The organism is Providencia sp. (genome assembly GCF_052096715.1).
In the GTDB taxonomy this organism is placed as follows: domain Bacteria; phylum Pseudomonadota; class Gammaproteobacteria; order Enterobacterales; family Enterobacteriaceae; genus Providencia.
In genome coordinates this window covers 100,412-114,565 of record NZ_JBQDNB010000012.1, presented here as the reverse complement: position 1 = coordinate 114,565, position 14,154 = coordinate 100,412, and the positions used below count along the sequence as shown (strand labels likewise).

Genomic DNA, 14,154 nt, shown 5'->3' with positions numbered 1-14,154 from the left:
CCCACACAGATTGTCTGATAAATTGTTAAAGAGCGTTGCAACTTAATCTTTCGATGTCGACACTAGATTCTGTGAATCAGGTCCTTGTTGCGAGGAGCCGTATAATACGTTTTCCTCATGGAGAGTCAAGCTTTTTTTTCGCTTATCTTTTCAGATTCTCTCGCTGCCGTTTCAGTGTTCATCGCGCTTTGCGTTGTCTTGTTCCCGGTCAGTGGATGCGCATTATAGGGAGTCAGAAAATTCTGGCAACCCTTTTTTTAAACTTTTTATTTGTTTGCTCAGCTTTCCATCAGATTTAACTTAGATAGCTAGTTTTTTCAGCGAAATAAAGCCTTCAGCCTCAAGAACAGGTCGCAATCCCTGTACGCTTTCATTCATTAGCATGCAATATGCAAAATCTTCTTCATCAGATTCAATAATTTCGGCTTGATTATTGATCAGCCAAACTGTTCTTCTGGCAATCGCTGAGCCCGAATCAATAAACCTTGTGCCATCTGGCAGCACTTTTTCTAGCTCTTCTATTAAGAGTGGAAAATGAGTGCAACCTAGAATAACCGTATCTGGCGGTTCTGACATTCTTAGCCATGGCCTGACAGTTTGTGCAACTTCGTCTAATGGTAAGGTTTCACCATGTAGTTTTCTTTCTGCCAATTGCACTAATTCGGCCGAACCTAAAGAAACCACTTTGCAATCTGTGGCAAATCGTTCGATAAGCTCTTTGGTGTATTCACGATTTACCGTGCCTTTTGTTGCCAATAATCCAACCACTCCATTGCGGGTGAGTTTGGTCGCAGGCTTTATTGCAGGGACAACACCAACTACAGGAAATTTAAAATTGGCTCTAAGATTGGGAAGGCTGACGGTACTTGCCGTATTACAAGCAATAATTGTGATGGTTAAAGGGTGCTTTGCTGCAATAGCTTTAACGATTTGATAAACCCTATCAATAATGAAAGCTTCACTTTTTTCACCATAGGGGAAAGCTTCGTTATCGAATGCATATATATAGTGCGCATTGGGGATCAATTTTTTGACTTCACGATAGACAGATAACCCGCCCACTCCAGAGTCAAATACTAGAATGGTCGGGCGAACAGATTGGTTGTTATCAGAAGTTGTAGCTTCCGGTAAGGTAATATTCTCTTCCTGCGGTGCGGTAACCATACGCGGTCTCATAGTCTTTATCGAACATATTAGCTATTTTACCACGAATTGTGAGATGTGAAGTGATTGGATATGCGGCAGTGATATCCCATAGGCTAACACCACCTTGTTTCAATCGCTTATAATCACCTAGACTCATATCATATTGACCAAAATCCTTATCATATCTTGAGCCAAGGTATTGGTAAGTTAGTCCCCAATCAATATTGGCAACATTCCAGTCTAATTGATATTTAACTTGCTGCTTAGCACGACGAAGTAGCACTTTATTAGTTTTATCATCACGCGGATCTGTATATTGATAAGTTAATTGATGATGGAAAATACCAGTGTCCATATCACCGGTCCATTCAATACCTTTTATTGTAGCTTCACCAACGTTTCGCCACCCCCAATTTGTTTCATTTGTAGCATCGATAAGATTAGTTATTTCATTTTTATAAGCGACAAATTGCCAATTTAATGGACCAGTTAGCCCTTTTACTCCACCTTCCCATTGTTTACTTTCTTCTGGCTTCAAGTTTGAATTACCATAGGGAGCCGAAGAATATAACTGGCTAATATTTGGTGCTTTATATGCTGTAGCATAAGACCCAATCAATTGGTAACCATCTATAAACTCCCATCCAGCTCCTACTTGCCATGTTGTATGTAAGCCAAATTCTGAATGATGTTCGGACCTTATCGCACCTTCTAAAGTAAAATCAGAAATAGCTTGCTGAGATGTTAAATATATTCCTGTATTATTGATTGATTCATTATTAGGTAACGAAGAGGTTCCTGCTTCAATGGTTTGCTTCTGATAATCAACACCCGCAGCTATTGACCCATGCTGTAATTGGTAATTATTTCCCCATTGAATATTGTACTGTTTTGAATCATCGGCTCTAGAATATTTCCCATACTGGCCATAGCGAGGGTCATAGTTATAGTCTTTTACATGACTATAACTTCCCATCAATGACGTAGAATATGCATCTTGATGATACTTAACCCCTGTCTCATAGGTTCGACTATATAGTTTTCTTTTATCAACAAGATAATTATTTCCACTTATAAAATCTTTACTATAGTAAGCATCATAATCAGTTCGATTGTCATAGCCATATGCTCTCGCATAAGCTGATACTGTAGAAGATAATTGGTGCTCAACACCTAACCATAACGTCTTATTAAGGAAACCGTCTTTATCAGGCTGTGGATGCCCCCCTGTATTTCCTCTTGCCTCTACATCAAAGCCAGTCGTATGCGTATAAGCCGCAGCAGCAGTTACTGTTGTATTTTCACCAATTTTTTGCTGCGTTGAACCGTTATAATTTTGGTATCCATGTGAGCCAATGCCCGCATTCAAGGTTGTACCATCATTATCACGGCGCGTAATAATATTGACCACACCACCTACTGCATCCGAACCGTATACTGCCGATCTTGCCCCACGAATGTATTCAATTTTTTGAACCAAAGAGATAGGAATTTGGCTCATATCAGAAGAACCAGAAATACCGGCTTGGTTTAGACGAACACCATCAATTAATACAAGCACATGACGTGATTCAGTACCGCGAATAAAAAGGGAGCTTTGTTGCCCCATTCCACCATTTTGAGCAACATCCACACCCGGCAAACGTCTCAGAACATCAATAACGGTATTGGACTGCCAGCGATCTATTTCTTCACGAGTCACAACAGTGACAGGTGCTAATATAGAAGAAATGGGTTGTTCGAAACGATTTGCAGACACAACGAGCTCGTCAGACTTATTGTTTGCACTTGCGCTTGCCAAAGAAGAAATCCCACACAACACTGCTATAGCAGCGACCGATAAAGGCAGCAACTTATTATTATTCATTATGATTACACTCGGAAAATCAATTTAATTAAAATTTCCGCGAGGTCGAATATAAGGTTCGCGCTAATATTCAACGAAGCGATTAAAGCCGTGGTAGGTATCGGACTAAAAGAGTTATAAATTAAATGCTCATACAAAACACAACCATGTTTTATATCTGCATTTATTCCCTAAATAACTCAAATTGCATGTAAGCGACAAACGAAATCCCAATAAGCATATATAAGTATACAGTTTGGGTAGCTTTGCGAAGTCAACAACCATGCGGCTTGAAGTATGACGGGTATAATCTTAATTACCGTTGCGCGTCAGTTCTGGATTCCCACCAGATTCCCTATTCATTCATAAAACCACAGCGCTATTATCCTAAGTCGATTCGCGACTAGAGTCTATGGATGCATAATGAAAACTGGACATCTTCGCTGCTTTCCCTACAATTTCGCCCCTGATAAGAATTTTGACTGTTTTATGGAGCCATATGATGCAAAACACGTTGCACACCGAACATTATGAACTGCAACTTGCAGAAAAAGTGAACCGATTGAAGGGGATAATGGCTCCTTATGCAGCACCCGAACCTGAAATTTTTTCATCTCCAAAATCCCATTATCGGATGCGTGCGGAGTTCAGACTCTGGCATGAAGGTGATGACCTGTTCCATATTATGTTTGATAAAGAGACAAAGGAACGCATTCACATTGAACAATTTCCTGTCGCTAGCCAATTAATTAATCAATTAATGGCTGAGTTATTGCCATTAATTAAGCAGAGTGAATTACTTCGCCACAAGCTATTTCAAGTCGATTACCTTTCAACACTGAGCAATAAGTTAATTGTTTCTTTGCTTTACCATAAAAAGCTAGGTGATGAGTGGACTTGTGAAGCAAAAAAACTAAAAGCGGCATTAGTTGCGAAAGGTTTTGATGTTCAAGTTATTGGCCGTGCATCAAAAACAAAAATCATGCTAGATAATGATTATGTTGATGAAGTCTTGCCTGTTAATGGCAGAGAAATGATTTATCGCCAAGTTGAAAATAGCTTCACTCAGCCAAATGCACAGGTCAATATTAAGATGTTAGAGTGGGCCATTGCCGCAACAAAAGGCGCTACTGGTGACTTATTAGAATTGTATTGCGGGAATGGTAATTTTTCGTTAGCGCTAGCGCAAAATTTCAACCGTGTATTAGCGACTGAGATTGCGAAGCCGTCAGTTTCTGCTGCTCAATATAATATAGAAGCCAATAACATTAAAAATGTGCAGATTATCCGAATGTCTGCTGAAGATTTTACACAAGCAATGAATGGAGCTCGTGAATTTCGTCGCTTAGAAGGGATCAACCTTGCAGATTATCAATGCAACACCATTTTTGTTGATCCGCCTCGTAGTGGCTTAGATGATAAAACAGTGCAGTTAGTCCAAGAGTACGACAATATTCTTTATATCTCCTGTAATCCTGAGACGCTCAGCGATAATTTATCAGTACTAAATAAAACACATAAAATAGAAAAACTTGCCCTATTTGATCAGTTCCCTTATACCCATCATATGGAAAGCGGTGTGCTATTGACTCGCCGTTAGTCTTTATAACGAAAAACGCCGTTATTTGAATAATCAATAACGGCGCTTTAATCTTATTCGTCCAAGCAATACTAAACTTCAGCTTCTTCGCGTTCCGCGGCTAATTCTAATTGTTCTTGTTTGCGCGTTTTCCAGCTTTTATATAGCCACAAAGCGAGAATCACAATAATGGTTGCTGGAATAAAGTTAGAGCCAATTTCAGGATGTTGAACACGTAAAATAGCGGCATAACCAAAAACACCAATAAAGAAATTACCAACTACGAACTTGGGTAACCCTATAGGCATCGCATGATGTAAATAACGCTGGTGTAAACAATAAACAGCAAGTACTAAGGTAATGACTGGGAAGATAGAAAACTCAACTAAAGAGTTAAACATCGCAGAGAAAGTCCCATGCGTTGACAAACCAATCACTAAGGCCAATAGCAATGTGCTTCTTTCATAACTTTTGTGATCCTTCATTGATTCTCCTTAATTATTTCGTTAGGTCCGGGGCAGTTTGATTTTGTTTTTCTTGTTCACGGCGATACCAGTAATACGCGCCTTTGGCGATCATTCGTAACTGTAGTACCAACCGTTCTTCGAGGTACTGTCGCTTTTCTTCATCAACATCAAGCGCTTCAGCACCTGCACTGAATACAATCGTGACCATTGCTTCTGCTTGCATCTCAGTAAAATGACGAGGCATATGGTTTTCTAACTCAAGGTAATCTGCTAGTTCGGCAATAAAGTGCTGAATTTCTCTGGCGACTGCGGCACGAAATTCTGCGGAGGTTCCTGAACGTTCACGCAATAGTAACCTAAAGGCATTGGGGTTATTACCAATAAATTCCATAAAGGTCGAGATTGATGTACGGATCACACTCCCGCCTTTAGCAATGCGCTGGCGAGCTTGTCTCATCAGTTGACGCAACATAAGACCGCTTTCATCAACCATTGTTAGCCCAAGTTCATCAACATCTTTAAAATGTCGATAAAATGAGGTTGGTGCGATACCTGCTTCACGGGCAACTTCACGCAAGCTAAGGCTTGTAAAACTCCGTTCGGCGCTTAATTGGCTAAATGCAGCTTCGACGAGTGAACGACGAGTTTTTTCTTTTTGTTTTGCTCTAACGCCAATAGTGTTGCTCACGGTGATCCTAATCTCTATTTCATTAAACGCGATTCATATATCAAAGATATAAATCGTAAATGTAGCTTAACATCTAGCATACCTGAAAATAATTAAACTGTTTTGGAGAAAAATTGATTCTTACTATAAATTCGTTATTTTCAGAATTTCGCCTAACCAGTTTCCTGATTTATTTTTTATACAACCGCCACCCTATTTCTTGTAACCATAACCTCAAAAAATACATTTGGTATTTTTACTTTCTCACTTTTTCACTAAAAGTTATTTCCTCTAAGAATTTCGAATTAAAAAAACCTAACAAATCTTTTTCTCTTGAATTTCGTTTCGTCGCGAGGCGGCAAAAGAGTGAATCTCTGGGAACGTAGATAACTACGTGACTAGAGTGAACGAATGTAGCCAACAAAGTGACGGAGCGAAAGGCGATAAGAAAAAAGGGATATTAGGTTAAATATGCGACTAATGATAACATATTGTTGTCATTTTGTTTTTAGAGCAGGTCTTATCTCATGCAACACACCCATTTTGATGCAATTGTCATTGGCTCTGGTCCTGGTGGTGAAGGCGCCGCCATGGGGCTCGTGAAACAAGGAAAAAACGTTGCTGTTATAGAACGTTACAATAATGTCGGCGGCGGCTGCACCCACTGGGGAACTATCCCCTCGAAATCACTCCGTCACGCCGTTAGTCGAATTATCGAATTTAATCAAAACCCGCTTTATAGCGATAACTCTCGTAGCTTGCGCTCTTCTTTTGCTGAAATTCTAAAACATGCTGAAACGGTCATTAGCCAACAAACACGCATGCGCCAAGGGTTTTATGAACGCAATGGTTGCCATATGTTCTCTGGTGAAGCGACTTTCATTGATGATCAACATGTTAGTGTTCGCTATACCGATGGCAGTTGTGATGTCCTAAATGCAGATAAAATTATTATTGCGACTGGATCTCGCCCTTATTGCCCTTCAGATGTCGATTTCAACCATTCCCGAATCTATAACAGCGATACTATTCTCAACCTGACACATGAACCACGCCACGTCATTATTTATGGTGCAGGCGTCATTGGCTGTGAGTATGCATCTATTTTTCGTGGATTAGGCGTTAAAGTTGACTTAATTAATACTCGAGATAATTTGCTGGCATTCCTTGATCAAGAAATGTCAGACGCCTTGTCTTATCATTTTTGGAATAGTGGCGTTGTTATTCGCCATAATGAAGAATATGAAAAAATTGAAGGCGTAGAAGATGGCGTTATTGTGCATCTGAAGTCTGGTAAAAAAGTAAAAGCGGATTGTTTACTTTATGCCAACGGACGCACTGGTAATACTGATGGTTTAGGCCTAGCGAATGTTGGAATTGATGCAGATAGTCGCGGTTTAGTCAAAGTAGATCACGCTTATCGCACGACTAATGAACATATCTATGCTGTTGGCGATGTTATTGGTTATCCAAGTTTAGCATCCGCAGCTTACGATCAAGGCAGAATTGCAGCCCGAGCGATTACTTGTGGTTTAGGTAATGCGCATTTGGTTGAAGATATTCCAACCGGTATTTACACCATTCCTGAAATTAGCTCCGTAGGTAAAACAGAGCAGCAACTGACTGCAATGAAAATACCTTATGAAGTTGGCCGCGCTCAATTTAAACATTTAGCACGTGCTCAAATTGCAGGTATGAATGTTGGCAGCTTAAAAATTCTATTTCATAGAGAAACATTGCAGATTCTAGGTATTCATTGCTTTGGTGAACGGGCGGCTGAGATTATTCATATCGGCCAAGCGATTATGGAACAAAAAGGTGAAGGAAATACCATCGAATACTTTGTGAATACTACATTCAACTATCCAACTATGGCTGAAGCTTTTCGTGTTGCAGCGCTTAATGGTTTGAATCGATTATTCTAGGCTTTGCTGATTAATGTAAATAACACCATAAATTTAGCCGGATATTCTCCGGCTATAATTGTTATTACGCTGATATTTATCATTTTCCATTTATTTTATAAATAGATTTTATTTTTATAGTATTCATCCATTGATTTATAAATAGTTTCAGCGAGTTGATCATAACGTCCACGCAATGGTGAACCTGGTCGATAAACTAAAACGATAGTGCGTTTAGGTTCTGGCTCAACACAATTTAAATAGCAAACACCATCACGACAAGCTTCGTTAGGTACGGCTAAATCAGGTAATAGTGTTATACCACTGCCTGCTGCAACCATATTCCTTAAAGTTTCTAAACTCGTTGCTCTGAAATGAGTATCTTCCTTTGCCCCTGCCTGAAAACAAAAACCCATCGCTTGATCACGCAGACAATGGCCATCTTCTAACATAAGTAATTTTTCACCCGCGAGCTCGCTCATTTCAATCGTATTGCGATCATGCCATGGATGGCTTTCATATATAGCGAGTTTCATTGGCTCCTCAAATAAAGGAACGACAATAAAAGGATCTGTTTCTTTCACTTGAGCTAAAATCACACAATCTAATTTACCACTATCAAGCTGAGCAAGCAGTTGCTGCGTCTGTGCTTCATGTAAATAAATTTCAAGTTTTGGATGAGCTTGGTGTAATTGCGGAATAATATGAGGTAAAAGGTAAGGAGCAACGGTTGGAATCAAACCTATATGCAGAGGACCAGACATACTTTCCCCCTGCAATGCAGCCATTTCCTGCAAAACTTTTATCTCTCGCAAAATCGTTCTAGCTTGTTCGACAAGAAGTAATCCTTGCTGGGTGAAAAGAACTTTACGACTGGTTCTTTCTAAGAGCATCACACCGAGCTCATCTTCTAGCTTACGGATTTGGCCACTTAATGTAGGTTGGCTTACATGGCAAGAGTCCGCGGCACGTCTAAAATGTTTGTGTTCGGCGAGTGCTACTAAGTATTCCAAATCTCGAATATTCATATCTTTTTTCTTCTCGTCCTTTCGTTTATTCTTAGGCAAATCTAAATAAAGATAGATAGATAATACCAATCACTATAACGATATTGTTTTGTTTTATCTATTAATATATCGATGAATATACCTAAATTACCTCTTTAAACACAATTAAACACCTTATTAAGAAACAATTTGTAATAATTGGAAACAAAATGCGTCATATAACTTTCATACGTTCGTTTAACATCTCACCTCAAATCATAAAGACTACTTAACATATATCAACAAGTATAAAAGACCTAAATATGATCTTTTAAAGACTGGATTCAGATTAAAAACCCAACACTATATATTTCAATAGAATGCGAACTAGTCTGATAGTACATCAAGTTATTCATTTAATGATATATAAGACTAGCATTGAAATCATCAAGGCTAACTAAATATTACACACTGGTTAATATAACTATCAAAGCTAATTTTTAAGAATTTTATACACATTTTTAAACTATTTTACAGTTGAATAAGTTTAAAATAACGTAAATAATAAATATAATATAACAAGAGCAGAAATGAGATAACCATCAGTTTTAATACTTATAAATACCATTTAACAACTTCTTTAAGAGCTTATTCATCAGTAATAATACAGCTAAGGAGAAAATGTTATGACAACCGCTAAAAAATCATCAATCCTCTCTTCATCACTATTATCAATAAGTATATTACAGAATATTCAAATTCGACTTGTGAAAAATACAGCAACATTGAATTTCGTTACTTAGATAATCAGCCATATGTGATACCTCAAAGTAGTATAACAACAAAAATGCGTAATACATTTTAGCTATGACCACATTGTAATATTGAGTAACTCAAATACTCGTCTAAAAATCTAACTTGAAATGAACCCAGAGAAATGGGGATAAGATAATCACGCTAAAAATACAATGCACAATAAATAAATTATAAAAAATGAAAAAATGAAAAAATAAATAGTTATTTGCAATGATACTGACACACTTTCCTTTAATTTTTATTATAGAAGATAATATTATTATCTTGTGAGGGCAGCTATATCTATCAATATAACCAATATACGTTTAAATACTAGAGCGCCAGAAACATCTTGTTATATTTGCTTTCATTCTTGATTAAACTTTGTAAGTTTTTATATAAAAATAAATTAAAAATCTTAACTTAATCTAAAGACTTCACATTTTGATAGTCATTAAATGGCCATGGCCAAAAAAAATCAATCAGCAGATTAAACCAACAAAAACCAGATTCAAATAGAGATTTAAGGATATTTAATACCAAAAAGGCCAATTATTTAGAGCTTTATAAAATTTACATCATAATTCCGATCTATGGCAATAGTAGATTAATAATAGATTATGATTATATTTGCACACATTTTACCTTTACAGCTTACACCTTTAGAAGGTTTTTTAATTTATAATTCATCCCATACACGACATTGTGAGAACTTAATTAAAAACAGTATTTATTAATAGAATATTTCGTTTCATTCAAACATACAGCAAGTTGATTATCTATAAATCAGCCAAAGGATACTATTATGAAAAATTTACTATCAATGACTAAAAAAACATTTGTTGGTGCATTAGCAGCCCTATTGTTAGTTCCTACATTTATGTCTATTAATGCGCACGCATCTAATGATGAGCACACTGGCGTTATTCATTTCAGTGGTGCTATTGTTCAACCGCCATGCCTTAATGAAATTAATAACAAACAAATTACACTTAATTGCCTTGATGATAACGCAGATATGACTAGCAACCATTTAGATATTAAAAAAGTGACACAAACTAAAGGCTGGCAAGTAATCAATAGTGGCAGAGGTGAATATTCTTATAACTGGATAGATGAACAAAAACAATTAGGTATGTTAACAATCAAATATATCTAATAATAAAAGCGTTATGGGAATTGGGGTAGCTATGCTACCCCCCATTTTTTACTCAATAATACGCGCTACAAACCCAAGCGAATTTTCGCATCTGCAATTGCATTCGCAACTTGTTTCTGAGATACCCCACCTTTAGCAAGCCTTTTATCTAAACACGATTGTAGCGATAGAACTTCATACACATCTAACTGAATTGTATCACTGAATTTTTGCAAATCACTCAGCGCCATCTCCTCTAAAGCTTTTCCTTGCCCGATTGCGGTTACCACTGCTTCACCAACAATATGGTGCGCTTCACGAAATGGAATCCCCTTCGCAACTAAGTAGTCAGCAAGCTCTGTTGCATTCGCATAACCTTGTTTTGCCGCATCTTCACAGCGTCCACGACGAATTTGAATACCGTCTAAAACTAATGCCGCCATGTGCATGCAATCTAACCAGGTATCAAGGGCATCAAATAGCCCCTCTTTGTCTTCTTGCATGTCTTTATTATAAGCCAGCGGTAAACCTTTCAAGGTCATCATCATACCGGTAAGCGCACCTTGTACACGGCCACATTTACCACGAATAAGCTCTAATGCATCTGGATTTTTCTTTTGAGGCATTAGTGATGAACCAGAGGTCACTTTATCCGAAAGCTCGACAAACCCAGCTTCACCACTATTAAAGAAGATTAGATCTTCAGCGAAACGCGATAAGTGGACCATACCAATGCTGGCATCTGATAATAATTCAAGTACATGGTCTCTATCAGAGACCGTATCAAGGCTATTACGTGTTGCAGATGAAAAGCCTAACCACTGTGCAAGTTGTTCACGGTCAATATCATAAGCCGTTCCTGCTAAAGCACCACAACCGAGAGGACTTACATCTAAACGTTTTAGTGTATCTTGCAAGCGGCTTTCATCACGTGCCAACATTTCACTATAGGCCATGCACCAATGCGCAAATGTCACCGGTTGTGCGCGCTGTAAATGTGTGTACCCAGGCATAACGGCATCTTGATTATTTTCAGCAGTGATCACCAATGCTTGCTGTAACTCATTCACAGCTTCGAGGAGTAACGCCACTTGATCTTTACACCACAATTTTAAATCAGTGGCAACTTGGTCATTACGGCTACGACCCGTATGTAATTTTTTACCTAAATCGCCGACTTTATCAATCAGTTTGCCTTCTACCCAACTGTGGATATCTTCTGCATCACTTTGCAGCACAATTTCAGGATTATCTTGAACTTCTTTCAATAATGCATTGAGCGCTTGCTCTAAAGATTGTTGTTCACTATTAGACAGAACACCTACTGTGACTAACGCTTTTGACCATGCCACTGAGCCGATAATGTCTTGTTGCGCTAAGCGATAATCAAAACGCAATGAATCATTAAATTGTTTAAACCGCTGATCGGCTTCCTGACTAAAACGTCCACCCCAAAGTGCCATAACTAATCCCTACCTGATTGATAAAATAAGTTTTGCCCCCGACCGCAAAACCGCAGTCGGGGTATTACATTAACGCGATTTTTTATGCTTTGTTTTGTTCTTTCAATGCACGGATACGTGACGATAATGAATATAAACGAATAAAACCGCCAGCATGGCTGTGATCGTAAACATCATCCTCACCAAAAGTTGCAAACTCTTCAGAATATAAGCTCTTATCTGCTTTCTTCTGGATTGCAGTCACTTGACCTTTGTACAATTTCAGAACAACTTCACCTGTCACATCTTGCGCTAATGATTCTGCAGCAGCTTGTAATGAATGACGCAATGGTGCGAACCAACGTCCATCATAAACAACATATGACATTTCAAGACCTAACTGTTCACGCCATTTGAAGCTATCACGGTCTAAAACAAGTTGCTCAATACCACGTAATGCCGCCATCATGATAGTGCCACCAGGGGTTTCATAACACCCACGTGATTTCATCCCCACTAAACGGTTTTCAACGATATCAATACGGCCAACACCATGTTTCGCGCCTAAGCTATTTAGTGTTTCTAAACAACCTAATGGAGAAAGCGTTTTACCATTAACTGAAACCACTTCACCTTGTTTAACACCAACAGTCACTAATTCAGCTTCATCTGGTGCATCTTCTGGGGATACGGTCCATACCCAACAATCTTGGTTCGCGGCATTCCAAGTACTTTCTAATACACCGCCTTCTGTTGAAATATGCCATGCATTTTCATCACGGCTATAAATTTTTTCAAGGCTCGCTGTAGTTGGAATATTACGCACTTTTAGATAATCCAGCAGTGCTTCACGGGAACGTAAATCCCACTCACGCCATGGTGCAACTACCTGTAACTGTGGCGCTAATGCAGTATACGTACTTTCAAAACGGACTTGGTCATTACCTTTACCTGTGGCGCCATGAGCAACGGCATCCGCACCGACTTTTAATGCAATTTCAACCTGTGCTTTAGCAATGATAGGACGAGCCATTGAAGTACCGAGTAGGTAGCTGCCTTCATACAGCGCACCTGTTTTCAGCACTGGATAAATGTACTCTTTAATGAATTCTTCGCGTAAATCAACGATATAGCACTCAGATGCGCCTGACTGCAATGCTTTTTGCTCTACGCCGACTAACTCTTCTCTGTCTTGGCCAACATCTGCAACAAAAGCAATAACTTCACATTCATCATAATTTTCTTTCAACCATGGAATGATTGCTGATGTATCGAGTCCACCGGAGTATGCCAAAACGATTTTTTTAATGCCCTTTTTCATAACTTACCTATCCCAATTCCGCTTAATTAATTATTTAATTCATCAGTTAACGTACTAATACGTCAATTTATGATGCCAAAATTCGTGTTCCGATCGCTGTTCCATTAAACAACGCAGGAAGTTGCTCCGCATGACGCCAGCTTGCAATATCGACAGGACGCTGCAATGTTGCCGCAGCATCAAGTGCAGCATTCACTTTTACGATCATTCCATCAGTAATAATGCCTTGGTCAATTAACTTCTGCGCTTTACTCGTCGTCATTTCATCAATTTTTTGACCTTTACCATCAAGAATGCCACTAACATCCGAGAGTAAAACAAGATCCGCATTCAAGACTTGTGCAATCGCGGTTGCAGCCTGATCCGCATTAACATTCATCAATAAACCTTCTTTGGTCACGCCGATAGAGCTAATGATCGGCATATACCCTGCAGAAAGAAGCAGTTTTAATAATGTTGCATCGCCAGGTTTTGCGCTACCTACATGGCCTAACTCATCATTTATTTGGGTAACCACGGCACTTTGGCCATCACCTAACGATAAACCCACGGCTTGTAACTGATACTTTATCGCCCATGCCAATAGTGTTTTATTAGCGGTACCCGCAAGTGCACCCGTAATAATGTCAATTTGGTCAGCAGGCGTCACACGTAACCCTTGCTTTTTCATCACAGGTAATTGCAGTTTTTGCATTAACTCGTCAACTAGGCAGCCACCACCATGCACAATCACCAGTTCCCGCTGATGAGCCTGACGATAGGTTTGAATAGCAGTAAATAATCTTTCAAGCGCTTCCTCACTATCGAGTAGCACACCGCCCAATTTAATCACTAATGGTTGCATGGGGTTTTATCCTTAATTA

General features: G+C 38.8%; 11 protein-coding genes and 1 riboswitch. Of the genes, 3 read left to right on the top strand and 8 right to left on the bottom strand.

From position 1 onward, the window contains the following. Positions 1-300 precede the first annotated feature (300 nt). On the bottom strand, positions 301-1,164 hold the full coding sequence (murI, locus tag ACTH6U_RS11600; protein ID WP_441832247.1) for a glutamate racemase: 864 nt from the start codon (positions 1,162-1,164) through the stop codon (positions 301-303). After that, entirely contained in the window at positions 1,109-3,013 is a 1,905-nt protein-coding gene (gene btuB, locus ACTH6U_RS11595) for a TonB-dependent vitamin B12 receptor BtuB (protein WP_441832246.1), read from the bottom strand. The genes murI and btuB overlap by 56 nt, the downstream gene beginning before the upstream one ends. Before the next feature lie 75 nt (positions 3,014-3,088). Next, a riboswitch (cobalamin riboswitch) is annotated at positions 3,089-3,383 on the bottom strand. 111 nt (positions 3,384-3,494) lie between these two features. Between btuB and trmA the strand changes: the two genes are divergently transcribed. After that, positions 3,495-4,592 (top strand): tRNA (uridine(54)-C5)-methyltransferase TrmA, encoded by a 1,098-nt coding sequence (gene trmA, locus ACTH6U_RS11590; protein ID WP_434720544.1) that lies wholly within the window; start codon positions 3,495-3,497, stop codon positions 4,590-4,592. Positions 4,593-4,663: 71 nt separating this feature from the next. Here the strand turns inward: trmA and ACTH6U_RS11585 are convergent, their stop codons facing one another. Next, positions 4,664-5,056: a YijD family membrane protein gene (locus ACTH6U_RS11585; protein WP_294105222.1), complete on the bottom strand. Its 393-nt coding sequence runs from the start codon at positions 5,054-5,056 to the stop codon at positions 4,664-4,666. A 13-nt stretch (positions 5,057-5,069) separates the two neighbouring features. Continuing rightward, complete coding sequence (gene fabR, locus ACTH6U_RS11580; RefSeq protein ID WP_434720433.1) at positions 5,070-5,726, bottom strand: HTH-type transcriptional repressor FabR; 657 nt, start codon at positions 5,724-5,726, stop codon at positions 5,070-5,072. 506 nt (positions 5,727-6,232) lie between these two features. Here fabR and sthA point away from each other — a divergent pair. After that, positions 6,233-7,630: a Si-specific NAD(P)(+) transhydrogenase gene (gene sthA / locus ACTH6U_RS11575; protein ID WP_294105219.1), complete on the top strand. Its 1,398-nt coding sequence runs from the start codon at positions 6,233-6,235 to the stop codon at positions 7,628-7,630. Between the two features lie 95 nt (positions 7,631-7,725). On the opposite strand, the gene oxyR is transcribed toward sthA, so the two are convergent. Then, entirely contained in the window at positions 7,726-8,637 is a 912-nt protein-coding gene (gene oxyR / locus ACTH6U_RS11570; protein ID WP_294105217.1) for a DNA-binding transcriptional regulator OxyR, read from the bottom strand. 1,558 nt (positions 8,638-10,195) lie between these two features. Here oxyR and ACTH6U_RS11565 point away from each other — a divergent pair. Continuing rightward, positions 10,196-10,549 carry a hypothetical protein gene (locus ACTH6U_RS11565; RefSeq protein ID WP_294105215.1) on the top strand — a complete coding sequence of 118 codons (354 nt, stop codon included), beginning with the start codon at positions 10,196-10,198 and terminating at the stop codon, positions 10,547-10,549. Positions 10,550-10,614: 65 nt separating this feature from the next. Here ACTH6U_RS11565 and argH read toward each other — a convergent pair whose 3' ends face one another. The 3 genes from argH to argB all read right to left on the bottom strand — a co-directional run bounded on the left by argH (position 10,615) and on the right by argB (position 14,135). After that, entirely contained in the window at positions 10,615-11,991 is a 1,377-nt protein-coding gene (gene argH / locus ACTH6U_RS11560; protein WP_294105213.1) for an argininosuccinate lyase, read from the bottom strand. Positions 11,992-12,073: 82 nt separating this feature from the next. Further along, the gene (locus ACTH6U_RS11555) at positions 12,074-13,291 is read right to left on the bottom strand and encodes an argininosuccinate synthase (protein WP_294105210.1); all 1,218 of its coding nucleotides are present in this window, start codon (positions 13,289-13,291) and stop codon (positions 12,074-12,076) included. A 67-nt stretch (positions 13,292-13,358) separates the two neighbouring features. Further along, complete coding sequence (argB, locus tag ACTH6U_RS11550) at positions 13,359-14,135, bottom strand: acetylglutamate kinase (protein ID WP_294105206.1); 777 nt, start codon at positions 14,133-14,135, stop codon at positions 13,359-13,361. Positions 14,136-14,154 lie beyond the last annotated feature (19 nt).